This window comes from Actinomadura sp. SCN-SB (assembly GCF_043906805.1).
Lineage (GTDB): Bacteria > Actinomycetota > Actinomycetes > Streptosporangiales > Streptosporangiaceae > Spirillospora.
Genome location: NZ_JBIMPP010000055.1, coordinates 16,253 through 41,079, shown reverse-complemented (window position 1 = coordinate 41,079; position 24,827 = coordinate 16,253). Strand labels below are relative to the sequence as shown.

The window sequence follows — 24,827 nt, the reverse complement described above, 5'->3', positions numbered from 1 at the left end:
ACGCTTGCCGCAACAGCAATCGATCCGAATTACGGAAGACCACAACCGCGCAGGAGATCATCCGAATTCACGGCCAAGTCTCCCGGACATCCCGATGTGCGTCTCAAGTCCCTTGAGCTTCGCGAATCGAGGGCGCATTTCCTGAGGGACGGGGCGGTGTCAGCGCACGGTGCGGGTTGCTGATCCATGAGCCGGGCAGCTTGATCCATTCGCCGAGGGAGCCCCGCTCCATCCGGTCCCGGATCGCCGGCTCCACACGGTGCGCGTGTACCTGCCGAACTGCGCGCCGTCGGCTTCGTGCCGGGAGGAACGAGTCCATGCAGGGTCTTCAGGAACGGGGCCGTCACCGACAGCGGCTCCGCACCGAAACGGGCACCTGAGAGGCCCGCCACGGCCTGCCCGGTCAGGGCCGCCCGGACCATCAAGAAGCCGTCGCGGTGGACCGACGTCCTCGGCCTCGGTGGCGGCGGCCATCAGCGGGTCGCTGGAGTACCGCATCGCCACGCCCTTGCGGGTGCTGCTGCGGCGTCCGGCCAGCGTGGTGACATAGCCGGAGCTGCGGCGCACGCGGCCATTTTCAGCAACCTGCTGGAACAGCCCGCGGACAAGGACTGCGCCGATGCGCATCGCGTCGTAGAAGCCCAACTGGCCCTCTGGGAACTGCTATGGAGATCGCCCACGGGGCGACGAGGAGTACTCGAAACCCTGGAGTCACCTCGGGTCTTCTTGTGGTTCGAAGCTTCTGCACTGGACTTACCGGGTGGGGGCTTTTCGGGGGGTTAGTAGGGCGTCCAGGTACTGGTCTAGGGGGACGGTTGCTGCTTCGTTGACGAGGTGGTTGGTGCGGTCGGGGCCTAGGGCGGTTTGGATGGTGGTTTTGGCTTGGTCGTGGAAGGTGGCCAGTTGGGGGTAGCCGGCCAGGTGGGTGCCGGTTTCCTCGGTGATGGGGTGGGCGGCGCCGAGCCAGCGGGCGGCTTGTTCGTGGCGGCCTTCGGTGGCGGCTATCCAGGCGAGGAGTTCGAGGCACAGGGCGATGCCTGGGCGGTCGTGGAGTCGTCGTTTCAGGGCGAGGCCGCGTAGGGCGGCTTCTTGGGCGGAGTGGGGCTGGTCCAGTCTCCAGAAGCTGAGGGCCAGGGTGTATTCGCACCAGGAACGGCACCAGAGTTCGTCGAAGGCTTCGCAGGTCCAGATGCCCTCGTCGCAGAGGTCGACCGCTCGATGGAGGTAGTCGGGGGTGGCGTGGAGGGCGTGGCAGAGGGCGAACTGGAAGAGGCTGGTGCAGACGCCGAGGAAGTCGGCGTCGGCGTGGAAGCGGGCCAGGGCCTCGCGGTAGAGGGGGAAGGCGACCGCGCTGTCGCCTCTGCGGAGGGCCGCCTCGGCGGAGATCTGGATGGACGTGGCGATCTCGCGGGTGTCGCCGGTTCGGCTGGACAGGACGCAGCATTCCTCGACGGAGGTCAGCGCGGCCACGCGGTCGCCTTGGACGGCGGCCAGCCAGGCGTCCAGCCACAGGGCTTCGGCGCGCCGGGGGCTGGTGGTGGACGTGAGGGTGAGGCCGCGTCCGAGCCAGGTCCTTCCCTCGGTCAGGGATCCGCTGATCCACAGCGGCCACAGGGCGGTGGCGATGTCCAGACCGGCCTCCGCTTCGCCGGGGTGGGTGAAGGAGAACTCCAGGGCCTCGCGGAGGTTGGGGTGTTCGCGCCGCAGCAGTTCGCAGTGCTCCGCCTGGCCCGGCCCCAGCCATTGGTCCGTGCCCTCCCGGACGAGCCGCCGGTACGCGTCGCGATGCCGGCGGCGGAGGGACGTGCCTTCCCCGAGCCGGTCGAGTCGTTCGCGCCCGTACTCCGCGAGCAGGCCGAGCATGCGGAAACGCTGGGCGCGGGGGTCCCCTTCCGGGATGACGATCGAGTTGTGGACCAGCCCGGCGAGGACGTTGAGGATCTCCTCTTGAGGGAGCTCGTCGTCGGAGCAGATCTCCTCGGCTTCGGACAGGTCGAAGCCGCCGGCGAACACCGACAGGCGCGCCCACAGGAGCCGTTCGGCGGACGTGCACAGCTCGTGGCTCCGGTCGATCGCGGCGCGCAGGTCACCGGCGAGGGCGTCGAACGGGCGGCGCAGGCGTTCGAGCAGGTCGTCCACGGAGAGGTCGCGTAGCCGCTCGGCCGCCAGGACGATCGCCAGGGGGATGCGGTCAAGGCGCAGGCAGAGGGCGCGGGCCCGGTCGGGGTCGCACTGCGGGCTTCTTGAGAGGAGCAGGTCGAGGGCCTCGTCCGGCTCCAGCGGGGCCAGTGTCAGGAGGTGTTCGCCTGGGACGCGCAGCGGATGGCGGCCGGTCGTCAGGACGCGGACGCCGGGCGCGGCCTCCAGGACTCTCCTGAGAAGGTCGGCGCAGGGCGCGACGAGGTGTTCGCAGCCGTCGACGACGAGAAGCGCCCGCCGCCCGGAGAGGTGCGCGATGACGGCGTCGTCCCAGGAGCGGCCCCGTTCGACGTCGACGCCGAGGGCTTCGGCGACGGCGCGGGCGAGCAGGCGGGGGTCGTGGACGCCGGCCAGCCGGACCAGGCACGTCCCGTCGGGAAAGTCGTCGCGTAGCAGGCGCGCCGCGCGCAGGGCCAGCCGGGTCTTGCCGATGCCGGGGGCTCCGGTGACGCTGACCAGCCGGGCCCTTCCCAGCAGTTCGGCGACCTCGTCCAGTTCCTCGGAACGGCCGACGAAGGGGCCTTCCTCGGCCTGCCGCACGGCGGACGCAGGAACCTCGCACGGCACGCCCCTCAGGCGCGCGAGGAAGAGGGTGACGTCGTCCTGGTGCCCGGCGGCGGCGAACCTGGCCATGAGTTCGTCGCAGGTCTGTTCCAGGTCCTTCGGGGGGCCGAGGAGCCGGGTGGTCAGGGCGCGGACGCCCTCGTCGAAGTCACGGTGCCGGTTCTCCAGGAGGCCGTCGGAGTAGAGCACCAGGAGGCTGCCGTCGGCCGTGGCGAAGGAGGACGTGGTGAAACCGCCGTCGCCGCAGCCGACGGGCGGCCCCGGGCTCACGGCGAGCGCCTCGCCCCGCCCGTCCGGGCTGATCAGCACCGGCGGCGGATGGCCGGCGCTGGCGACGCGGCACTCGCGGGCGGCGGGATCGTAGACCGCGTACACGCACGTGGCCAGGAACTCCTCGTCCCGGCCGTACTGTTCGCCCAGCTCGCAGACGAGCCGGTCGAGACGGTCCAGCAGTGCGTCCGGCGGCAGGTCGAGGGACGCGAGCGTGCGCACCATGGTCTTGCACCGGCTCATCCTCATGCCCGCCTCCACCCCGTGCCCGGCGACGTCCCCGACCACGAGCGCGGTCCGGTCGCGGGGCAGGGGGATGACGTCGAGCCAGTCGCCGCCGAGCAGGGTCGGGGGCGTCTGCGCGGGGACGTAGCGGAACGCCAGGTCGAGCCCCACCGCGCGGGCCGGGACCTCCGGGGCCCGACTCCAGCCACAGCCGGTGCTCCAGCGACCCGCCGCCTCCCCGGTGCGGGAGCGCGCGGTCCGCCTCCGCGGCGGCCCAGCGGGCGAGTTCCTCCAGCAGCGTGATCTCGCGGTCGCGGTACGCCGGGCGGTCCGGCTCGCACACGATCAGCGCGTGGCCCAGCAGCCGGCCGCGGGAGGCCAGCGGGAGCGCGAGCAGGGCCCGTCCGAGCAGGGCACGCGCCAGCCTGGGCGCGTCGAACTGGGCCGCGAGCCGGTCGGCGGCCGGACCGTCCACTCGGGGGATGTGCACGGTGCCCCCGCCGTCCGGGTCGTGCCGGCCCCCTGTGCCGCGGCCGGCGGGCAGCAGGCTGCCGAAGCTCCGGGACGCGGTGGCGTCGAGCGAGATGACCCGCCACAGCGACCCGCCGTCCCGCTCGGTCTCCTGGACGGGGTCATCGAACAGGTGCACGGCGACGAAGTCGGCGAGCCGCGGCACGACCGCCTCGGCGAACCGCCGGAAGATCTCCCCTGGACTGGCCGGAGCCGCGGCATCCGGGGGCCCGGCTATGGGGGGCCGCCGGATGTCACGGAGGTACTTTGGGGTCATCGCGTACTCCGGCTGAACGGCGGGTGTGGGGAAGACGTCGAGCCGATCGGTGGACAGGCCGGGCACTGGGACGGCACCGGTCACGGTGCGGGGAGGGCCGCCGGTCAACAGGGGGCCTCCCCGAGCGCGTAGGCGATCCCGTCGAGCAGGTCCATCGCGCGGCCCTGGCGGAAGGCCGCCTCGTAGGCGGTGTCGCCCAGGGCCAGGCGCGCCTGCCGTTCGCACCGTCCCCGTTGCCGGGCCAGGTCTCCGGAGCCGAACTGCGGCAGGCCGAAGGTGTGCCACACGCGGTCGGCGAAACCGAGCAGCACGGCGGCGCGCGCGGGTCCGGCGTGCTCGTCCGTGACGGCGGCGGACGCGAGCAGGTCCAGCGCCAGGGCGGTGCCCAGGGTGTCGCGCAGCAGCGGCCTAAACCGCAGTGACTCGCGCCCGTACCAGGTCGCGGCGGCGACGTCGCCGCGTGCCAGCTCGGCCAGGCCGCGCATGTAGTCGGCGAAGGCGCGCGCCCAGCGGTCCCCGTACCGGTCGCACAGCGCGCGGCTCTCCTCCAGCAGGGCGGTCGCCCGGTCGAAGTCGCCCCGCATGACCTCGACCATGCCCTGCACCGCCAGGCTGAGAAGCAGCCCGGTGCCGGCGTCGCCGCCGTGGCGGTGGAAGGCGACGGCGTCCCGCAGCAGCTCCGCCGCCCGGTCGTGCTCGCCGCGGAACATGGCGATGCCGCCGGTGAGGTAGGCCAGGTACCCGGCGGCGACCCGGTCGCCGTTTTCCGCGTACGGGCGGCAGCGTTCGATGAGCTCTTCGGCGGCGGCGAGGTCGCCCTGGGTGCAGGCGAGCCTGGCGCACGTCCACAGCGCCTTGGCCGTCGCGGGGCCGGGAGGCAGGTCCAGGGCGAGCGCCCGGTCGAGGTAGTGCCTGCCTTCCCGGATCATGCCGCCCGACGCCCAGAACAGGTGGAGGCTTCCCGCCAGGTCGAGTCCGGCCTGCCGCTCGTCCGGGTCGCCCGGGCTGAACTCCAGCGCGACGCGCAGGTCGGCGTGCGCACGGGTCATCGTCGTGTGCCACTCAAGCTGGCGGGGCCCGCACCACTCGGCCTCGTACCGCCGGACCAGCGCCAGGTGGTGGTCGCGATGGCGGCGTTGCAAGAGGCGCCGTTCGCCCGCGGACTCCAGCCACTCGGTGCCGTACTCCCGGAGCGTGTCCAGCATCCGGTAGGCGATCCCGGTGTCGCGCTCCTCGCGCGACAGGATCGACCTGTCGGCCAGCGCGGCCAGCAGTTCGGGGACGGAACGGGCCGGCAGCCGGTCGTCGGCGCACACCGCCGCCGCGGCGGCCTCGTCGAAGGCGCCGGCGAACACCGACACCCGTGCCCAGAGCAGCCGTTCACGAGGGCAGCACAGCTCGTGGCTCCACCCGATCGCGGTGCGCAGGGCGCCGTGCCGCCGCGCCGTGCCGCCGTCGGCGGCGAGGAGTTCGAGCCGCCGGTCCAGCCGGTCGACGATCCGCTCGACCGGCAGCGCCGAGACCCAGACCGCGGCGAGCTCCAGCGCCAGCGGGATGCCCTCCAGGCGGCGGCACAGCCGCGCGACGGCCGCCTGGTTGGACGGCGTGAGGGCGAACCGGTGGTCGACGGCGGCGGCGCGTTCGACGAACAGGGCCACCGAGTCGTGGCCGGGGTCGTCCCCCGGCTCGGCGTCGGCCCCCGGCACGGGCAGCGGAGGGACGGTGAACAGCGCCTCGCCCTCGACGTTCAGCGGCCGCCTGCTGGTCGCCAGGATCCGCAGCCACGGGCAGGCGGCCAGCAGCACCTCGGCCAGCAGGGCGCACGCGTCGAGGAGGTGCTCGCAGGTGTCCAGCACCAGCAGCGCCCTCCGGCCGGACAGGAAGCCGGTCAGCACGTCGAGAGGCGGGCGCGTCGTCTGGTCGCGCAGGCCCAGCGCGTGGGCGACCGCGTAGGCGAGGAGCCCGGAGTCCTCCAGGCCGGACAGTTCCGCGAGCCACACCCCGTCCGGGAACGCCGCCCGCAGCTCGGACGCGGCCCGCAGCGCCGTCCTCGTCTTGCCGACGCCGGCGACACCGGTGAGGGTCACCAGCCGCGAGCCCGACAGCAACCTCTCGATCTCCGCCAGTTCTTCGCGGCGTCCGATGAAACTGGATATTTCGGCCGGCAGGTTGCCGAGATGCTCGCCCGAGCGCAGCCCGGTGATTTCGGCCATGACCCCTCCGCGCCCTTTCCCCCGGCGTGGCCGCGGTCGCCACGCTTTTCCAACCCCCGGCGCCCACGAATGATATCGCCCATCGGCATTTGCCGACACCGGGAACGGCTCATGACCACAAAGATATGATCGATTATCACATGAGTCGGCTCAGCCGACAAAATACGTATGATTAACCTGAAAAGGAAAATTCGGGCCAGGCGCGCGGGCTTCGCCGGACTTCATAAAGATCATCGGCGGCGGTGTTAGGGTTCCGGTTCTCCGAACGGGAGGCCGCCATGCGAAAAACGATCATCCCCAGAAAAAGGATCATCCGCGGAATCGCGGCCACGGCGGCGGCTTCGCTGAACCTCTGCGCCGTGCCCGCCCCCGCGACGCCCGCGCACGCAACGCCTGCGCCCTCGTCGTCCGTGCCCTCGTCGTCCGAGGGTTCGTGTACGAGGGTACGGCTTCCGGTGTGGCTCGGGCCGGGCCTGCCGCGAGAGCACATCGTCTCCGGGACCCTATGCGTCCCCCGCGCCTATGCCGGCGGCGTACGGAGGGTGGATGTCCTCGTTCACGGCGGCACGTACGACTCCTCCTATTGGCAATGGCCCCAGAATCCACGGCTCTATTCTTACGTGCGGAAGACCACCCGCGCGGGCCGCGCCGCGTTCGCCTATGATCGGCCGGGCAGCGGGGACAGCTCCCGGCCGCCCAGCACGGCGCTCACCGTGGCCGCCGACGCGCATGTCCTCCACCAGATCGTCCAATGGCTGCGCCGCCGGGACTTCGCCCAGACGACGGTGATCGGCCATTCCGTCGGCTCAATGATCGCGATTTCGGAGGCCGCCGATTACCGCGATGTCGACCGTGTCGTGCTGACCGGCGCGCTCCACCCACCGGCCATCGCCGCGGGCGCGCCGCTGACCATCGCGCGGTTCCAGCCCGCGACCCTCGACCCGTCCTTCGCCGGCCGCCGGTCCATCGACACCGGCTACCTGACCACCCGCCCGGGCACGCGGTCGGCCTCGTTCTACCGCGCCTCGGCCGCCGACCCCGCCGTCATCGCCTACGACGAGGCGCACAAGGACATCCTGTCGGGCGTCGAACTCGGCGACTCGGCCGCGAGGGTGGCCGTCCCGCCGGGGCTCAACGACACCAACAGGGTCCGCGCGCACGTCCTGGCGATCGTCGGCGAGCATGACGCGGCCGTGTGCGGCCTGCTGCTCGACTGCGGCCGGGACGAGAACGTGCGCGCCAACGAAGCGCCTTACTACACCTCCGCCGCGAGCCTCACGGGGGCCACCGTCCCCGACACCGGGCACTCGCTGGCGCTGCATCCGTCCGCCGACCTCTCGTTCGCCCGCATCAACCGTTGGATCAACACCCATTGAGGCAGGCGATGCCGGGGGGTCAGAGCGGAGACAGGACCATGAGGACTTCGTCCTCGGTATCCCCTGGGGCGAGGCGGAAAGCCTTGGGCCAGCGGCCCACCTCCCGCCACCCCAGACGGCTGTAGAAGTTCTCTAAGCCGAGCCCGCCACGGGCCGCCAGGTGAAGTTGCTCCAGGTGCATCTCGTCCCGGGCTATGCGGTGCAGGTCGTTCATCAACGCCGTGGCCACACCGCGCTTGCGATGGGAGGGCAGCGTCTGGAGGTGGTTGACGCTGCCCCAATGGGCGATCAGGGGGTTGGGGTCGCGGCTGAGGGTCACCCAGCCGGCGAGCGCGGCGCCGGAGAGGGCGAGCAGCAGGCGTTCACGGTCGGGGTGCAGCCGGGAGATGAGCGCGTCCAGGACGGGGGCGACATCGTTCTTGTGGACCGGAGGGAACGCGAAGCCGGTGGCGCGGTTCCCGTTCGTCACCTCCGTCCAGCACTTGACCAGTCCGTCGCGTAGAGCCGGGGTGACGTCCGAACAGTCGGTGAGCTGGATCAACTGGGGCATTCGGGGCCGCCTCTCATGCCGTTGACACTCATGATCCCCGCGCGTGCGGCGTTCGGGAATGGCGTCGGGCGGTAGGCGGATGTGCCAGTACGCAGAGGATCCGGGGCCGGGCCTGGTGCCCGTACGGGGGTGGGCAGGTGGGGTTACCCCTACCCGGACTCGGGGGCATGCCCGCGGATTATGGGGGACTTCCCCGATGGCGATGAGTTCGCCCGGTCGTCAGAGTCAGTACTAGCAGCAGGGGTAAGGGAGACCCCTCCGATGGAAGAAGGCACACGATGGCGACGACGCTGAGCCTCACCTCGATGACCACCTCCGACCTGGCCCAGATCCTCTTCGCGTCCCCGTTGCAGCCGTCGGACGAGCCGTCGGACGAGCCGTCGCCCGAGCGGGTCCGCAAGGCGATCGACGAGAGCCTGTGCGCCTGCGGCGGCGACAGCACCCGGTGCGCCGCCTACGTCGCCCAAGAGGCCGGCGACCACCCCGAGGCGTACGCGACCCGCATGCGGTGGGCGCTGCACACCGTCAGCCGCGCCTTCCAGGAGTACGCCACCGCCGCCTGACCCGCCCCGGCGGCCGGGCGATCCGGCCGTCCGTCGACCGGGCCCTCCTCCGGATCACCCGAACAGCAGAGGAGAAAACACATGCGTTCCCCCTTCGCCGACAAGCCGGAAGAGATCGTGCCGCGCTCGCTCAAGCACCTGCTCGCCGAGAACGATCCACGTTCCAAGGAAACCGCGCGCCGGCGCAGACCACGCACGACCTTGACCCTGCGGAGATCCCCCTAGACGAGCCCCTGGACGAGGCCCCGCACGCCGTGCGCTACGTGCGCTTCTTGCGCTTCTTGGACGAGCCGCCGTCCGACTCCCACTCGTAGCCGGGGGTGTTCCTCTCGCAGTAGCTATCGCTGACCCTGGTGTCGGTGGCGTCGTGCTCGCACCAGCGGTCGGAGGAGCACGCGCTCAGTCCCGCGGCGGAGAACAGGACGGTCGCGGCCAGCAGAAGGCGCGGCATCTTGGGCATCGAACGATCGACCTTTCCAGCCCATGCGGGCGTTGAAGCGACCGGCTGAGATTAGCCCACGACCGGGCAAAGCAGAATCCCCGCCCGGGAACGGTTCCCGTGGGCCCGCGGATCGCGAGTGGGCACCCGGGTGACCATGATCCGGTCATACTGAGGGCATGGTCGACGACGAGCGCTGGAAGGCGCGGTTCCGGGCCGCGCGGATGAGCCTGCCCGGCTGGGCCCACGACGCACCGCACCGCAGCACGTACCGGTCGAACGTCACGGGCACCTGGGAGATCTACGCGTGGGACCGGGCGACCGGCATGCGGCGGCAGGTCACCGACCGTCCGAACGGCACCTGGATGGGCGGCGTCGACCCGACCGGCGAGTGGATCTGGTGGTTCGCCGACACCGACGGCGACGAGTTCGGCATCTGGCGCCGCACCCCGTTCGACCTGCCTGCCACCACTGAGGACTCCGAGGAAGGCCGCTCCTCGGACGGGGACACGGTGGCCGAGGACGGGAGCGTTCCGGCGGTGCCGGGGCTGGAGCCGTCCTATCCGTCCGGGCTGGCCGTCGGTTCGAGCGGGCTCGCGGTCGTCGGGCGCACGACCGAGGGCGGCACGTCCATCCACCTGTGCCGTCCGGGCGCCGAGCCGGAGGTGCTGTACGAGCACGAGGAGGACGCGCATGTCGCGGCGCTCTCCCGGGACGAGACGCTCATCGCCATCGGGCACAGCGAGCACGGCGACAGCCGCCACATGGCCCTGCGCGTCGTCCGTCCCGACGGGACGACGGTCGCCGACTTGTGGGACGGGCCGGGCAAGGGCGTGTACGGCGCCGGGTTCTCACCCGTCTCCGGCGACTCGCGGCTGCTGGTCAACCACGAGCGCCGGGGCAAGGAGGAGCTGCTGATCTGGGACCCGGTCGAGAACACCGAGCAGGAGATCGTCCTGGACCTGCCCGGTGAGATCGGCGCCGACTGGTACCCGGACGGGTCGGCGCTGCTGGTGTCGCACTCCCACGAGGCCCGCGACGAGCTCTACCGCTACGACCTGGACGGCGCCGAGCTGTCCCGCATCGACACGCCCCGCGGAGTGATCGGCGGGGCCGGCGCCCGCCCCGACGGGACGGTCGAGTTCTTCTGGTCGTCGTCCGCCGAACCGCCCGTGATCCGGTCCACGTCCGGCGAGATCGTGCTGACGCCGCCGGGGCCCGCCGCGCCGCCGTCCGTCCCGGTGGAGGACGCCTGGGTGGACGGTCCGGGCGGCCGTATCCACGCGCTGATCAGCAGGCCGGCCGAGGGGGACGCGCCGTTCCCCACGGTGTTCGACATTCACGGCGGGCCGACCGCCCAGGACCAGGACTCGTTCGTCCCGTCGGCCGCCGCCTGGGTCGATCACGGCTTCGCCGTCGTCCGGGTGAACTACCGGGGGTCCACCGGCTACGGCTCGGAGTGGCGCGACGCGATCGAGGGACGGGTGGGGCTGACCGAGCTGGAGGACATCAAGGCCGTCCGCGACTGGGCCGTCTCCTCCGGCCTGGCGGACCCGGCCCGGCTCGTCCTCACGGGCGGGTCCTGGGGAGGGTTCCTCACGCTGCTGGGCATCGGCACGCAGCCCGACGACTGGACGGTCGCCGTCGCCGCCGTGCCCGTCGCGGACTACGTCGCCGCGTACGAGGACGAGATGGAGGGGCTCCAGGCGTTCGACCGGTCCCTGTTCGGCGGCTCACCCGACGACGTGCCGGAGCGGTACAAGGAGTCGTCCCCGATCACCTATGTCGAACGGGTGAAGGCGCCCGTGCTGATCCTGGCCGGGGAGAACGACCCGCGCTGCCCCATCCGGCAGATCGACAACTACCTGGAGCGGCTGGCCGAGCTGGGCCATCCCCACGACGTCTACCGGTACGACGCGGGCCACGGATCGCTGGTCGTGGAGGAACGCATCAAGCAGATGGAGGCCGAGATCTCCTTCGCCCGCAAGCACCTCGGCCTCGCCTGACGCCGTTCACGACCGGAGTGCGGCTCGGCGGACGGGGATGAGGAGCGCGGTGACGTTGTCCCGTCCGCCCGCGTCCACGCCAACGGGTCCGGCCGGCGCCTGCACGGCCCGCCCGGCGCGGCGGGCGGCGCCGTCCACCGTGACCTCCAGGTGCGATCCGAACGCGGGCTGATCCTTGCCGCAGTCCCAGCAGTGGCCGTCCGGGGCGACCGTCCCACCGCACGCAACGCAACCCGCCGCCTCACCCGCCATGGTCAGGCGCGGACCTCCCGGATGATGGAGACCAGTTCGCGGGTGACGGACTTGAAGCCTGGAAGGCGGGACATGGACACCATGCGGTTGACCAGCGGAACCGTGCGTTCCACCAGAAGGTAGGTCTTGCGGCAGCCCGGGGAGCTGTCGTGCACCCAGTACAGGACGATCCCCATCGAGTACAGCCACAGCAGCTCGGGCAGCTCCTCGCGGAAGTCCGGGTCGATCTTCAGGGACGAGCCGTTCACGACCTGCCGGTAGATGTCCACGGCGGAGGCGCGGGCCGGGCCGGACTCGGCGCTGAACGGGTTGAGGGGGCTGGTCGGCTCCGCCGCGAACTTGAAGAACTTCCCGGCGAACTCGTGGTACGGCACCATCGTGTCGACCCGGGCCTTGAGCACGCCGAGCAGCCGCGGCGCGAAGTCGCGCTCGGAGTCGAGGACCGCCCGGCACGCCTTGACGTGCTCCTCCTGGAGCTCGTCGTAGTACGCCTGGATCAGCTCCTCCTTGGAGCCGAAGTAGTAGTAGGCGTTGCCGACCGAGACCCCTGCCTCCTTGGCGATGGCGCGCATCGTCGTCGCCTCGTACCCGCGCTCCCGGAACAGCCGCAGCGCGGTCTCCACGATCAGCGCGCGCGTCTGCTCCGACTTGGCCGCCCTGGTCTCGGTCACGTACGCCACTCTAAGCGGTCAGCCGGAGTCAAGCGCGCCCGTTCGGAGCCGCCGCGGGGCCACGCGTCCCTGGCCGGTGGCCGGTCGGCCAGGGACGCGGGGGACGCGGGCGTCAGCGGCCGGTGCCTCCGTAGACGACGGCCTCGACCTGCTCGGAGTCGAGGTCGAACGCGTGGTGGGCCGCGGCGACCGCGGTATCGATGTCGTCCTGGGCCACCACCACCGAGATCCGGATCTCCGAGGTGGAGATCATCTCGATGTTGACACCGGCGTCGGCGATCGCCGAGAAGAACTTGGCGGTGACGCCCGGGTGCGACCGCATCCCGGCGCCGATCAGGGAGACCTTGCCGATCCGGTCGTCGTAGCGCAGCGACTCGAACCCGACCCGGTCCTTCACCTTGTTCAGCGCGGTCAGCGCCCGCTGGCCGTCGCTGGCGGGCAGGGTGAAGGAGATGTCGGTGCGCCCGGTCGAGGCCGCGGAGACATTCTGGACGATCATGTCGATGTTGATCTCGGCCTCGGACAGCACCGTGAAGATCGAGGCGGCCTCGCCGACCTTGTCCGGCACGCCGACCACCGTGATCTTGGCCTCGCTGCGGTCGTGCGCGACCCCGGAGATGATCGCCTGTTCCATGTCCCCGTCCTTCCGGGCCTCGATGTCGCTGCTGTCGACCACCCAGGTGCCCTCCTTCTGGCTGAAGGACGAGCGCACATGGATGGGAATGTTGTAGCGGCGCGCGTACTCGACGCAGCGCAGATGCAGGATCTTGGCGCCGCTGGCCGCCATCTCCAGCATCTCCTCGTAGGAGATCAGCGGGATGCGGCGCGCGGCCGGCACGATCCGCGGGTCGGCGGTGAACACGCCGTCCACATCGGTGTAGATCTCGCACACGTCGGCGTCCAACGCGGCGGCCAGCGCGACCGCGGTGGTGTCGGAACCGCCGCGGCCCAGCGTGGTGATGTCCTTGGTGCCCTGGGAGACGCCCTGGAACCCGGCCACGATGCAGATCGAGCCCTCGTCCAGCGCGGTACGGATCCGGCCGGGCGTCACGTCGATGATCTTGGCTTTGCCGTGCGCCCCGTCGGTGATCACTCCGGCCTGTGAGCCGGTGAACGACCGGGCCTCGTGGCCCAGGTTCGCGATGGCCATGGCCAGCAGCGCCATCGAGATCCGTTCGCCGGCGGTGAGCAGCATGTCCAGCTCACGGGCCGGTGGAAGGGGGCTGACCTGCTCGGCCTTATCGATCAGGTCGTCCGTCGTGTCGCCCATGGCCGAGACCACGACCACCACGTCGTGGCCCGCCTTCTTGTTCGCGACGATGCGCTGGGCGACCGCCTTGATGCGCTCGGCATCAGCGACGGAGGAGCCACCGTACTTCTGTACGACAAGGGCCACGGGTGGGCGCTCCTCAGACTAGGGGTCGGGCGTACCGCGCTTGAGTCTACCGAGCCGGTGCGTATGGGTTACGACTAGGTAACTCCCTACGCCCTGCGCTTCGCCCATGGCGAGGGCCTGGCGGTGCGGTCCTGGGCTACGGCAGCGGGCGGAGGGCTCGTCGCCGCCGTGACCTGTCTGAACCGGCCGCCGTCGCTAGCCGACGATTGCGGCCGGATGGGGTTTGGGATGCCGCCGGTTGAGCACCCGCGGGCTTGCGCTGGAGGCACAGCGGACTGCCCTGTAGGGCAACGACAACCCGCTGCTGTGGAGCCGCCGCGGCCACGCCTGCCGATCAAGGCGTACGCAGAAGGCGGACCGGCCCAGGCGCCGGTCATGAAGGAACGGGCCGATGAACGGGCCGACGACGCAGCCAATACCGGCACCACAGCCGACAGGGTGGTGGCGCAGCCCCGGGCAGGCGCGGCCCAGGCGACCCGTCGTCGCCGGATTATGGGACGGCGGCGACTTCCTCGGCGACGTCCAACCGCGCCCCTGCGATGACCGCGTGCAGGGCGCGGAGGGCGGCACCGGCGTGGTTGCCCCAGTGGTTGAAGTAGGAGTACTGCCACCACCAGAGCGCCTCCAGGGGACGGCCGTGCTGGTAGTGGCGCAGCCCGTGCACCAGGTCGCTGGCGACGTCGACCAGGTCGTCGGAAAGCCGGTACGGTGTCGGCTCGCCGTCCTTGTACGGGTCGAAGACCTCGGTGTACTCGTCCACGGCCACCAGCCGTTCGGACAAGCCCTGCCTGATCTCGTCCAGGTCGGGGTCCTCGCCGACCTCGGGCTCCCAGTTGTCGGGAAGGATCACGTCCGCGCTGGCACCCAGCTGCGCCCCGGCCAAAATGACCTGGGACACCTCCAGAAGCAGCAGCGGCACGGTGTGCCGGCCGCCCTCGCCGCGCGCGACCGCCTCCAGTCCGCTCAGATAGTTCTCCACATGGCGGGCCACGCGCTCGGCGAGGATGTTCCAGTCCTGCGGGCTGTTGGCGTTGGAGTCAGACATCGAGCAGCCTCCGTCCTTCGAATGCGCGGCCCAGCGTCACCTCGTCGGCGTACTCCAGGTCGCCACCCACCGGCAGGCCGCTGGCCAGGCGGGTGACGGTGAGCCCCATGGATTTCACGAGGCGGGCGAGATAGGTCGCGGTGGCCTCGCCCTCCAGATTGGGATCGGTGGCGAGGATCAGCTCCGTCACCGTCCCGTCGGCGAGCCGCTGCATCAGCTCGCGAATGCGCAGGTCCTCGGGCCCCACGCCCTCAATGGGGCTGATCGCCCCGCCCAGCACGTGGTAGCGCCCGCGGAACTCGCGGGTCTTCTCGATCGCGACGACGTCCTTGGGCTCCTCGACCACACAGATCACCTGGGGGTCGCGGCGGGCGTCCCGGCAGATCCGGCACTCCTCCTCCTCGGCGACGTTGCCGCAGGTCTTGCAGAAGCGGACCTTGTCCTTGACCTCTTTGAGCGCCTTCCCGAGACGCTCGACATCGGCCGGGTCCGCGGCGAGGAGATGGAAGGCGATCCGCTGCGCGCTCTTGGGGCCGACGCCGGGCAGCCTGCCCAGTTCGTCGATCAGGTTCTGAACGACCCCTTCGTACAACGGTCCGTCCTTTCACGAGCTCTCACACCGGGGCCCGAGGCCAAGTCTCACGCTAGATCCCGCACCGTGCCCCAGGCCAGGATCGGGCCGTACGGCGTTCACACCGGGACGGCACCAGGCTAGATCCACGCCGGCCGCAACACCATTCCGCCGCCTCCGTTCCGCCTCTACCCGTCCCCGACCGACGTCTCCCGGTGTCTTCCGGGGTCTTCCGGCGGTGTCTCATGGCCGTGCGCCGCGCGGCTCCCGATGGGAGTCGCCTGGTGGGAGCCGGGTCCGTGTGCCGGGCCGCCGAGGTCGAGGCCGACGCTGAGGCGATCAAGCCATTATGAACTCAACCACCCGGCTTCCCCGCCCGTCCGCCGCCGTTCTCGGAATCATCCGAGTCGTCGGACTTGCCCTGACCGCCCTCATCAGAGCCGGCGCCGGCCGCAGGCGCCCCGGGCATTCCTTGGAGGCCGGGGAACCCGGGAAGGCCCGGGAAGCCGCCCCCGCCGCCTGGGCCGCCCCCGCCCAGCATGTCGCCGAGGCCGGGCATTCCAGGGAGCCCACCGCCCAGCCCCGCGGCCAACGGGCCCATCCGGGACCGCTGAAGTTCCTCGGCGGAGCGTCCGGCGTCGCGGATCGCGGCGAGAACCAGGTCGGCCAGCGTCTCGGCGGTCTCGGCCGGGTCGTCGGCATCAATGGCCTTCGGGTCGATCGACAGACCCGTCACCTCGCCCTGGCCGTTGACCGTCGCGGTGACGAGCCCCCCGCCGGACGTGCCGGTCACCTCGGCCTCCGCGAGCTCCTGCTGCGCGGTGAGAAGCTCCTGCGCCTGGCGCATCAGCTCCTGGAAGTTCAACTGACCACCGGGTTCCACGGTGTGCTCCGTTTCTGTCCCGCCCCCGAAGGGCCTTGTCCTCAGCGGGGCCACGTCTCCGACGTTGCGCCCGGCATCGGACATCCGTCCTCCGAGACTACGGGTTCCCCCACCGATCCGGTACGCAACGCCCCTTGAACTTCGTAACGCACCGTCCTGACGGGAGAAGAGCGGTTGCGCCCGCCTTCGCACGTGCTTACGCGGGAGCGGGGAGTCCGGCGTGGGTGGTCCCGGTCCGGTCGCCGGGTTGTCCACGGTGCCCTGCACCAGGCTCGCGATCGACCCGGTGGGCATCGCATGGAGGCGCCGTCCGGGAGGTGCGGGTAGGCGACGTTGTAGGCGTTGATCAGTCCGACGAGGTCGACGTCCAACACGTCCAGGAAGGTGCCGGGCGGTGTGGGGCCGAGCGGGCAGATGCCGGCCGTGGCCGATCGCGACGCGATGCGGCGGGTGGACATCGTCCGTGCGTGCTCGCCGACTGCCAGAACGCCTAGGCAGGGTCGGGCAACGCCCCCGCCCGCGTACCGACGTCCGTAGAGCCTGCGGCGAACCGGAGCACGACGAAGGGGGACACGGGCTCGGGGCTCGGGGGACAGCGGCGCCGGGTCAGGAGTTGTCGATCTCGCGGATGATCTGGCCGCCCAGCTCGCGCTGGATGAGGGCCATGCCGCTGGCCTCGATCTCCGAACCGTCCGCGTCGGCGTCCCCCTCCGGGTCGACCTCGTCGCTCTCGTCCGCGGGCGGCGGTTCGGGCGGCGGTGGCGGCTCGTCCGGTGGGGGAGGGCCGGGGACGGGCTCGTGCAGTCGTCCACCGCCGAAGCCGGAGGGGCTGTTCTCCGGGGAGGGGGCAGGGGGCGCTGGGACCGAAGGTGTGGGGACCGAAGGTGTGGGGACCGACGGCTCTGGACGCGAGGGGGGCGGGGCCGCGGGTGTGGACGCACTCCTGAAGCCGCTGGGCGAGGGACCGGTCATCCCGCCGCCTCCAGGACCGGGTCGGCCGCCTTGCCTGCCCCTGCCGGCGCGTCCGGAGGAAGCCGCACCGCCGAGGACGGTCTCGATCCGCCAGTCGACGCCCATGCGTTCCCTGAGCACTTCACGGAGGACGACGTCGCGGCCGCCGTTGGTGAAGTTGGTGCGGGCGCCCTCGGCCTCGAACGACAGGGTGAGAAGGTTGTGATCGAGGGAGACCGGCTGGACCCCCGACATGATCGCCATCCAGGCGACCTTGCTCTTGTGCTTGACCGCCTCGACGATGTCCGGCCAGAGCCGCTGCACGGCCGAGACGTCCATACCTCCCCGCGGCCCCTGCTGCCCGGCATGTCCAGACTGGCCATGCCCAGGCTTCCCAGGAGGCCCAGCGTGCCCGGTCTGGCCGGTCTGGCCTGTCTGGCCGGGCTGGCCGGGCTGGCCGGGCTGCCGCTGCGCTGCGTCTCCGGGCCGTTCCGCCAGACCGGGATGCGAAGCGTGCCCCGCCGTTCCGGGCTGCCCCGAAGGGTTATCCACAAAGGCCGATTCGGCTTCCCCGGGCCTACCTGGGCGTTTGACAATGGAACTGGGGTCGCCCCCCTGGGCGGGCGGGGGGTCGCCTCCCTGCGAGCCACGCCCGACCACGCCCGCCGCAGGCGCAGGCGCTATTTCCCCAGAAGTATGAGGAGATGTTGCCCCACCGTGCGTAGAGGCGCGCCCAGAAGCTTGCGCCGCCTCTTCGGAGGTGCTGCTGGAGACCTGCCCACCTGGCCCACCTGGCCCACTTGGCCCACTTGGCCCACTCGGCCCACTCGGCCCACTCGGCCCACTCGGCGCCGCTTGCGCGGCGCCGCGGTCCCCTGCGGCTTGTCCTCCTGCTGCGGCTTGTCCTCCTGCCGCAGCTCGTGCCCCTGCGACAGATCGCGTCTCCGCTTGACCCACGTCGGTACGCGCTGGCGCTTCAGCAGCTCCAGCGGCTCCACCGTGCGCCGAAGAGGCTCCCCCCTGTACGGACGGCCCCCTCCCCTGGGCGCCTTGGAATCCGCCCCGCTGTTCCTGGAAGGCATCCCCCTGGCCCTGGAATCCCCCCGGCTCGTCTTGGAATCCGGCCTGTCCAGCAGGCAAACCCGAGAAGCCACCCTGTGCGGCCTGACGCTCCAGACGGTCCAGGCGGGCGTACAGGGACGCTTCGTCCTCGTACGCGGCGGGCAGCAGGATGCGGGCGCAGATCAGCTCCAGCAGCAGCCGGGGTGACGTGGCTCCGCGCATCTCGGTCAGTCCGGTGTGCAGCAGGTCGGCGGCGCGGGTCAGTTCCCCGGGCCCCATGGAGAACGCCTGCCGCCGCATGTGCTCCAGCTCGTCCGGCGGCACGTTCAGCAGCCCCGTGGTCCCGGCCTCCGGAACGTTCGACAGGATCACCAGGTCGCGGACTCGTTCGAGCAGGTCGGCGGTGAACCTGCGAGGATCCTGGCCGCTCTCGATCACCCGGTCGATCGCGGCGAACACCGCGCCGCCGTCCCGCGCGGCGAACGCCTGGATCACCTCGTCCAGCAAGGTCGAGTCGGTGTAGCCGAGCAGCGACACCGCACGCGCGTAGGTGATCCCCTTCTCGTCCGAGCCGGCCAGCAACTGGTCCAGGATCGACAGGGTGTCCCGGGCCGATCCGGCGCCCGCCCGCACCGCCAGGGGCAGCGCCGCGGCCTCGTACGGTACGTCCTCGGCCCGCAGGATCTCCTCGACCAGCTCCTGCAGCGTCCCCGGCGGGATCAGCCGGAACGGGTAATGGTGGGTACGCGACCGGATCGTCCCGATGACCTTCTCGGGCTCGGTGGTCGCGAAGACGAACTTCAGGTGCGGCGGGGGTTCCTCGACCAGCTTCAGCAGCGCGTTGAAGCCCTCCCTGGTGACCATGTGCGCCTCGTCGATGATGTACACCTTGAAGCGTGCGGACACGGGCGCGAAGAACGCCCGTTCGCGCAGGTCACGAGCGTCGTCCACACCGCCATGGGACGCGGCGTCGATCTCGATGACGTCGATGTGGCCGTTGCCGGTGGGGCCAAGGGCGACGCAGGAGTCGCAAACCCCGCAAGGGTCGGGAGTCGGGCCCTTCTCGCAGTTGAGGGAGCGGGCCAGGATCCGCGCGCTGGAGGTCTTGCCGCATCCGCGGGGGCCGCTGAAGAGGTAGGCGTGGTTGATCCGGCCGTTCCGCAACGCCTGCTGCAGGGGTTCGGCGACGTGTTCCTGCCCCTTGAGCTCGGCGAACGTCGCTGGCCGGTACTTGCGGTACAGAGCCAGACTCATCGGGGGTCCGCCCTCCTCGAGAAGCAGAGCGTCAAGCGAAAGGACCCCCCGCACACCCGCCAGAGCCTGCTTATCCTTGCTGCCTTCCGGCCCTGGGGAGGTTCACAGGGTGACGCCGTGCGAGGGGTCTGCCCCGAGTCTATGGCATCCAGCCCACCCGTTAGCACGGTATGAACCGCCTCCCGCTAGGCTCCGGCGCCATGACCGTCTCCCGAGCCCCGGCACCGCAGGAGACCTTGCTCCACATCGCCGAACGCCGCCGCTGGGAATCGGCTCGCGACCTTGGTGTGTCGTACACCATGTCAACCTTAGGCCGGACGCTGGACGAAGAGGGCTTCATTCACTGCTCGAAGGACCTCGCCCAGGTGAAGGGCGTCCTGTCCCGCTTCTACGGCGGCATCGACCCGGCCGACCTCGTCCTGCTGGTCATCGACACCGCCAAGCTGGACGTCCCCGTACGGTACGAACGGGCGCCCGACGCGGCGGGCGATGAGCTGTTCCCGCACGTCTACGGGCCGATCCCGCTGGACGCCGTTATTGATGTCCGTTCAGTGCCCGCGAACCGGTAGGCTCTGCTGCGGAGGATTCGCCTAGTGGCCTAGGGCGCACGCTTGGAAAGCGTGTTGGGGGCAACCCCTCAGGAGTTCGAATCTCCTATCCTCCGCCAGCCTGACCAGGCCGAACACATGGAGGGCGGCACCCACCCGGGCGCCGCCCTCACCACTTGATCTCAGTCGCCTTTCTGAGGCCCGTCCCTCCTGCGCCACAGCGCCAAACCTGAGCCATCAGGTACTTCCACCTCAACGTCGCGTCGGACGACATCCGTCGGCATGCCTTGAACCGATCCTGTCCGGACGTTGATTGCCGGGCCACACCACAGAGCGTGGGACCGCGTTCACGCGCCCGCTCCAGTCCGCCGCGGGCCTTGATCTGCAAGCATGGTTTTGACTACGCGGGGGTGGCTGGATGACACGATCTGTTACGTGTCCTTCTCTGCCCTCATCCGACGCCGTAGACTCGGGGGGTGATCTTCAAGGCGGTGGGTGAGGGGCGTCCCTATCCCGAGCATGGTCTGTCGTCTCGCGACTGGGCCAAGATCCCGCCTCGGCAGGTCCGGCTGGACCAGCTCGTGAGCACGAAACGGGAGCTTGACCTGGGCTCTCTGCTGTCCAAGGACTCCACCTTCTACGGGGATCTGTTCCCGCACGTCGTGCAGTGGCGGGGTGAGCTCTACCTTGAGGACGGCCTGCACCGGGCTCTCCGTGCGGCCTTGCACCAGCGGCTCGTTCTTCATGCCCGGGTCCTGGACATGGACGCGCTGAACCCCTAACGAGACGGAACGGACGGACCTCCCGAGGGGACGGCCGCGCGAGCATCCTGGTCCTCGAGTTCCAGCAGGCGTTCGGAGCGGGACGGGACCGTCCGTACGAACCCGGGCCGTGCCGCGAGGAGACCTATCACCACTTCCGGGATGACCAGGATGAGCAGCAGCATCAGCGAGAGGTCCCAGCCTCCGGTGGCGCTGTGCAGGACGCCGAAGGCCAGTGGCCCGAACCCCGCGAAGATGTAACCCCCTGTCTGGGACATCCCGGACAGCCGTGCCGCGACCGACGGGCTCGGCGACCGCAGGCTCAGCAGGGTGAAGCCGAGGGGGAACGCCGACCCGGTGCCCAGCCCGAGGATCGTCACCCACAGCCAGCCGGGGCCGGGGGCGAGCAGCAGGCCGGTCAGTCCCACCGCCATGACGGCGCCGATGGCGATGACCAGGGGACGCTGGTCGCGCATGCGGGCGGCGACGACCGGCGCCACATAGCCCAGCGGAATACCGATGATCATCATGAAGGACACCATGGACCCGGCGACGGCCGGCGGTTGCCCGTGGTCACGCATGATCTCGGGGAGCCAGGACATCAGCACGTAGAACATCAGCGAGGCCAGGCCCATGAAGGCGGTCACGTACCAGGCCAGCGGTGAGCGCAGCAGCGATCCGTGGTCGTGGACGGCCGCGTCCCGCCCGCGGGGCCCGGGAGCCGCCCAGCCGTCGCCACGCATGGCGCGCAGGGCCGGCGGCCCCCACAGCAGCGCCGCGAACGCCGATGGCACCGCCCAGATGGCCAGGGCGATCCGCCATCCGGCGGCGTCGTCCAGCGGGACGGCGAGCCCGGCGGCGACCGCGCCGCTGGTCGCCATCAGCATCATCGCCGCCCCGTTGAGCGAGCCGACGCGCCGGGGGAAGAAGCGTTTGATCACGGCGGGCAGCAGCACGTTGCCCAGCGCGATGCCCGCGCCCGCCAGGACGGTGCCGCCGAACAGCGCCGGCGGCGACGGGACGATCCGCAGCACGACCCCCACAGTGATCATCACGAGTGCGGTGGCGACGATCGGCTCGGTGGCGTACCGCCGCGCCAGCACGGGCGCGAGCGAGGCGAACGCCCCCAGGCACAGCACGGGCAGCGTGGTGAGGACGCTCACCTCCACACCGGTGAGCCCGAACGTCTTTTGAAGATCGCCGAGCATCGGGGTGACACCGGTGATGGCGGCCCGCAGGTTGATCGTGAGCAGCAGCAGACCGGCCAGCATCCAGATGGCGCCGGTCCGGGAGAGCGCCGGAGACGTCGTGGACGTGGGGGAGGAAGTCATATCGCTTAAGCACCTTGTGAACGGAAGCCGGAGACGACCAGGCCGCCCAGAAGGCAGGAGGCCAAGAGGCACGCCTCATCGGCATGCCGGAGCGGGACGCTCTCAGGCCGGGGATCGGTTGTCGGAACGGGTCATGCGGGAGCCGAGATCTCGGCGTCTTCGGAACGGTCCAGGGCGCGCTTCCCGGCCAGACGCAGGATCTCGCCCAGGCAGGCATGGGTGGCCTCGGCCGCGGCCTCCGCGTCACCGGCCTTGATCGCCGCGGCGATGGGCCCGTGGGGGACGTCGGCATGGCGGAGCAGGATCCCGGCGGTTCCGATGCTCGCGCGCAGCGCCGAGCCGAAGTCGTGGTAGAGGTCGGTGAGCACCCGGTTGTGCGTGGCCTCCACGACGGCGGTGTGGAACGCCAGGTCCGCCTCGACGTACTCGCCGTGGTCCGCGGCCGCGTAGGCGGTCTCCCGGCGTTTCAGCGCCGCGTCGATCGCGTCGATGTCGTTGTCGGTACGCCGGGCGGCGGCGAGCCGGGCGGCCTCGACCTCCAGCCCGCGCCGCACCTCAAGGATCTCGATCAGTTCGGCGGTCGCGAGCCGGCGCCGGACCGCTCCGGACAGTTCGCTGGTCGCCCGCACGTACGTGCCGTCGCCCTGGCGGCATTCGAGCAGCCCGGCATGGGTGAGCGCGCGGATCGCCTCGCGGACGGTGTTCCGTCCCACGCCCAGGCTCTGGGTCAGCGCCGGCTCCGGAGGGATCTTGGCCCCGACCGGCCACACCCCGGTCGCGATCTCCTCCCTGAGCTGGTCGATCACCTGGTCCACCAGCGAGGCACGCCGGGCCGTGCGCAGCGTCACGATTCCCCCTCGATCGGCACCGTCCCCTGACCAAGGACGATCGGCCGCCCACTCAAGGACGAATTCATCCAATCATCCCATGTCTCCATGGTAGGACATCTATCGCCATGCCTCGACAGATCACCGCCTACGGCCGGGGCCGGGGTCAGGGGTGGACGCGTCCCAGGTCACGGTCCCCGGCGCGCGAGCGTGCCGGGCGCAGCCCGGCCGCCTCCAGCGAGCGCCGGTAGGCGCTGGTGGCGCCCTTCGTGTCTCCCGCCAGCTCGAACAGTTCGCCGAGTTCCCTCAACAACTGCGCGATCTGACGTCCACCGCGCAGCCCGTCCAACTGCTCGGCGGCGGTACGCAGCACGACGAGGGCCGCCGTACGGTCCCGCTGCACGAGCCGCGCGCGCGCAAGGACCATCCGCGCCTGGGTGGACTTCCGCAGCCTTGGGCTGAGATCGCTTCCCGTGTGGGTGGGAAGACGGGCCGCCTCGGTCAACGACGGCGCGGCCAGGACGAGCCCCGTGTCGAGGAAGCCCTCCAGTATGGCTATGGCCTGTTCGGGACGGCCGATGAACACCAGGGCACGCGCCTTCTCGATGGTGCGTTCCGTGGCTTCGGCGCCTTCCAGGAGGGACGTGTCCTCCAACAGTGCGAGCGCTTCCTCCGCCGCCTGCCTGCGCGCCGCCGCGTCCTGCTGCCACCCGGGCCCTGAGGGACGTCCCGGAACGACGGAGCCGACCTCACCGCCCTCGAACAGGCCCGTCCCGATGCCAGGGGCGGTCGCGGACAGCACATCGGGCATCGCCGCCTTGGTGACGTCCAGTTCATACGAGAACGGCACCACGCCACGCAGCAGAGCCTTGGCCCCTGCCAAGTTGAGTCGCGCGCGTGCTAGCGCGGGCTTCACACCCGCATACGCCGCCAATGCCTGCTCGGCGAGATACAGGGCGTCCCCGACCGCGCCTTCCGACAACGCCTTCGAGCTGGCCCTCTGGTAACCGGCCGTGGTCTCGTCGGTCTCCTCGAAGTCGTCCGGAACCGCCCCGCTCTCCTGCGCCTCCTCCGCGCCGGCCCCGCCGGTCGTCTCGGGGGCGTCCTCCGAGGACGGGGAGGCGAGCAGCCGCCTGCCGATCTCGTGCGCCCGGACGGGATCGGAGCGGTCCACATAGGCGAGGAGGAGGATCCGCCCGACCTCGATGTACTCCTGGCCCTCGGTGAGCCCGAGATGGCGCAGGCGGGCCAGCGCGCGCTCGCCCAGGGCGACCGCCTGCCCCAGGTCGCCGACGGCGTGGTAGCAGCGGGCCAGCGCGATGACCGCGGGCAGCCAGCTCGCCCGTCCCGGGTCGCGCTCGGCCTGCTCGCGCAGTTCCTCGAACAGCGCGATGGCCGCCTCGGTACGGCCGAGCTCCTCAAGGGCGCGGGCACGCCCCCATCGGGCCCTGGACGTCAGTTCCTGGTCGTCGCTGCGCGCGATGACGTCCGCGAAGCCGCTGTCGGCCGCGGCCGGGTCACCGGCGAGCAGGGCCAGGTGCGCGTGCCGCTCCCTGACCTCCAGATGGGCGCGCTGCTCCGGTTCGACGCCCTCGGCGAGGTATTCGGGCGTGCAGCCGAGCCGTTCGGCCAGCATGCGCAGCACGGTGGGCGTGGGCGTCCGCTTCCCGGACTCGATCAGGGAGATATAGCTGTCGGAGAGGTCATGGCCGGCGAGCTGCGCCTGCGACAAGCGTCTGGTCAGCCGCAGGTTGCGGACACGTTCGCCGACGTTGCCTGGACCCGGCATGTGGACTCACTTAGCGGAAGTAATCAGGCGACTGGGGTGCCGACATGATTGCACATTGCGGGTTAACACACATCGCAAGTAATGAAGCGGAACAACATAGATCACCGGGCGGCTTCGTCCCATGTCGCTCGGTGGTGACCCGTCCCGCGCAGGGGGCCGCGCGTTCCGGAGGGACGCCACGCGCCCGGGAGATCTGTCCTTACCGTAGCCGGTCATATGCCGTTCGGTCGGCGATGCCCCGGATTCTCCCTTGAGTCGGCGTTCCGCTCCCATTGCCGGTCACCGCTCCGGTAG

General features: G+C 70.9%; 19 protein-coding genes, 1 tRNA gene, 1 other RNA gene and 2 pseudogenes. 7 read left to right on the top strand and 16 right to left on the bottom strand.

The window, feature by feature from the left end; translation table 11 throughout:
• Positions 1-753: 753 nt before the first annotated feature.
• The 3 genes and pseudogenes from ACGWYJ_RS28685 to ACGWYJ_RS28675 all read right to left on the bottom strand — a co-directional run bounded on the left by ACGWYJ_RS28685 (position 754) and on the right by ACGWYJ_RS28675 (position 6,258).
• A complete protein-coding gene (locus ACGWYJ_RS28685; RefSeq protein WP_395109520.1) occupies positions 754-3,429 on the bottom strand; it encodes a SpoIIE family protein phosphatase in 2,676 nt (891 codons plus the stop codon).
• 106 nt (positions 3,430-3,535) lie between these two features.
• Positions 3,536-4,045: pseudogene (locus ACGWYJ_RS28680) on the bottom strand (GAF domain-containing protein); the annotation flags it as partial.
• Positions 4,046-4,149: 104 nt separating this feature from the next.
• The gene (locus tag ACGWYJ_RS28675) at positions 4,150-6,258 is read right to left on the bottom strand and encodes an ATP-binding protein (protein WP_395109519.1); all 2,109 of its coding nucleotides are present in this window, start codon (positions 6,256-6,258) and stop codon (positions 4,150-4,152) included.
• Between the two features lie 278 nt (positions 6,259-6,536).
• Between ACGWYJ_RS28675 and ACGWYJ_RS28670 the strand changes: the two genes are divergently transcribed.
• On the top strand, positions 6,537-7,634 hold the full coding sequence (locus ACGWYJ_RS28670) for an alpha/beta hydrolase (RefSeq protein WP_395109518.1): 1,098 nt from the start codon (positions 6,537-6,539) through the stop codon (positions 7,632-7,634).
• Positions 7,635-7,653: 19 nt separating this feature from the next.
• On the opposite strand, the gene ACGWYJ_RS28665 is transcribed toward ACGWYJ_RS28670, so the two are convergent.
• Positions 7,654-8,184 carry a GNAT family N-acetyltransferase gene (locus ACGWYJ_RS28665; protein ID WP_395109516.1) on the bottom strand — a complete coding sequence of 177 codons (531 nt, stop codon included), beginning with the start codon at positions 8,182-8,184 and terminating at the stop codon, positions 7,654-7,656.
• A gap of 278 nt (positions 8,185-8,462) precedes the next feature.
• On the opposite strand from ACGWYJ_RS28665, the gene ACGWYJ_RS28660 reads away from it, so the two are divergent.
• Positions 8,463-8,747 carry a hypothetical protein gene (locus ACGWYJ_RS28660; RefSeq protein ID WP_395109515.1) on the top strand — a complete coding sequence of 95 codons (285 nt, stop codon included), beginning with the start codon at positions 8,463-8,465 and terminating at the stop codon, positions 8,745-8,747.
• An 81-nt stretch (positions 8,748-8,828) separates the two neighbouring features.
• Complete coding sequence (locus ACGWYJ_RS28655; protein WP_395109513.1) at positions 8,829-8,972, top strand: hypothetical protein; 144 nt, start codon at positions 8,829-8,831, stop codon at positions 8,970-8,972.
• Positions 8,973-9,006: 34 nt separating this feature from the next.
• Here ACGWYJ_RS28655 and ACGWYJ_RS28650 read toward each other — a convergent pair whose 3' ends face one another.
• A complete protein-coding gene (locus ACGWYJ_RS28650) occupies positions 9,007-9,207 on the bottom strand; it encodes a hypothetical protein (RefSeq protein WP_395109511.1) in 201 nt (66 codons plus the stop codon).
• A 158-nt stretch (positions 9,208-9,365) separates the two neighbouring features.
• On the opposite strand from ACGWYJ_RS28650, the gene ACGWYJ_RS28645 reads away from it, so the two are divergent.
• Positions 9,366-11,192, top strand: coding sequence for a prolyl oligopeptidase family serine peptidase (locus tag ACGWYJ_RS28645; protein WP_395109510.1), 1,827 nt, complete (start codon positions 9,366-9,368; stop codon positions 11,190-11,192).
• A 6-nt stretch (positions 11,193-11,198) separates the two neighbouring features.
• On the opposite strand, the gene ACGWYJ_RS28640 is transcribed toward ACGWYJ_RS28645, so the two are convergent.
• The 8 genes and pseudogenes from ACGWYJ_RS28640 to ffs form a co-directional block, all read right to left on the bottom strand.
• On the bottom strand, positions 11,199-11,444 hold the full coding sequence (locus tag ACGWYJ_RS28640) for a hypothetical protein (RefSeq protein WP_395109509.1): 246 nt from the start codon (positions 11,442-11,444) through the stop codon (positions 11,199-11,201).
• Positions 11,445-11,446: 2 nt separating this feature from the next.
• A complete protein-coding gene (locus ACGWYJ_RS28635) occupies positions 11,447-12,115 on the bottom strand; it encodes a TetR/AcrR family transcriptional regulator (protein ID WP_395109508.1) in 669 nt (222 codons plus the stop codon).
• A gap of 112 nt (positions 12,116-12,227) precedes the next feature.
• On the bottom strand, positions 12,228-13,511 hold the full coding sequence (locus ACGWYJ_RS28630; protein ID WP_395109507.1) for an aspartate kinase: 1,284 nt from the start codon (positions 13,509-13,511) through the stop codon (positions 12,228-12,230).
• Positions 13,512-14,001: 490 nt separating this feature from the next.
• Positions 14,002-14,556, bottom strand: coding sequence for a DUF5063 domain-containing protein (locus ACGWYJ_RS28625; protein WP_285700293.1), 555 nt, complete (start codon positions 14,554-14,556; stop codon positions 14,002-14,004).
• A complete protein-coding gene (recR, locus tag ACGWYJ_RS28620; protein WP_285700291.1) occupies positions 14,549-15,148 on the bottom strand; it encodes a recombination mediator RecR in 600 nt (199 codons plus the stop codon). Before recR ends, ACGWYJ_RS28625 begins: the two co-directional genes overlap by 8 nt.
• Before the next feature lie 466 nt (positions 15,149-15,614).
• Positions 15,615-15,992: pseudogene (locus ACGWYJ_RS28615) on the bottom strand (YbaB/EbfC family nucleoid-associated protein); the annotation flags it as partial.
• Between the two features lie 624 nt (positions 15,993-16,616).
• Entirely contained in the window at positions 16,617-19,277 is a 2,661-nt protein-coding gene (locus tag ACGWYJ_RS28610) for a DNA polymerase III subunit gamma and tau (protein ID WP_395109505.1), read from the bottom strand.
• A 36-nt stretch (positions 19,278-19,313) separates the two neighbouring features.
• Positions 19,314-19,409, bottom strand: an RNA gene (ffs, locus tag ACGWYJ_RS28605) — signal recognition particle sRNA small type.
• Positions 19,410-19,477: 68 nt separating this feature from the next.
• On the opposite strand from ffs, the gene ACGWYJ_RS28600 reads away from it, so the two are divergent.
• From ACGWYJ_RS28600 to ACGWYJ_RS28590, 3 genes are all read left to right on the top strand, one after another.
• Positions 19,478-19,846, top strand: coding sequence for a DUF952 domain-containing protein (locus tag ACGWYJ_RS28600; RefSeq protein ID WP_395109504.1), 369 nt, complete (start codon positions 19,478-19,480; stop codon positions 19,844-19,846).
• Between the two features lie 10 nt (positions 19,847-19,856).
• A tRNA-Ser gene (locus tag ACGWYJ_RS28595) sits at positions 19,857-19,944 on the top strand.
• 357 nt (positions 19,945-20,301) lie between these two features.
• A complete protein-coding gene (locus ACGWYJ_RS28590) occupies positions 20,302-20,607 on the top strand; it encodes a type II toxin-antitoxin system VapB family antitoxin (protein ID WP_285700280.1) in 306 nt (101 codons plus the stop codon).
• Here the strand turns inward: ACGWYJ_RS28590 and ACGWYJ_RS28585 are convergent.
• The 3 genes from ACGWYJ_RS28585 to ACGWYJ_RS28575 form a co-directional block, all read right to left on the bottom strand.
• Complete coding sequence (locus ACGWYJ_RS28585; RefSeq protein ID WP_395109503.1) at positions 20,604-21,917, bottom strand: CynX/NimT family MFS transporter; 1,314 nt, start codon at positions 21,915-21,917, stop codon at positions 20,604-20,606. The two genes, ACGWYJ_RS28590 and ACGWYJ_RS28585, sit on opposite strands and share 4 nt — an antisense overlap.
• A 131-nt stretch (positions 21,918-22,048) precedes the next feature.
• Positions 22,049-22,765: a FadR/GntR family transcriptional regulator gene (locus tag ACGWYJ_RS28580; protein ID WP_395109502.1), complete on the bottom strand. Its 717-nt coding sequence runs from the start codon at positions 22,763-22,765 to the stop codon at positions 22,049-22,051.
• A gap of 145 nt (positions 22,766-22,910) precedes the next feature.
• Entirely contained in the window at positions 22,911-24,533 is a 1,623-nt protein-coding gene (locus tag ACGWYJ_RS28575; RefSeq protein ID WP_395109501.1) for a helix-turn-helix domain-containing protein, read from the bottom strand.
• Positions 24,534-24,827 lie beyond the last annotated feature (294 nt).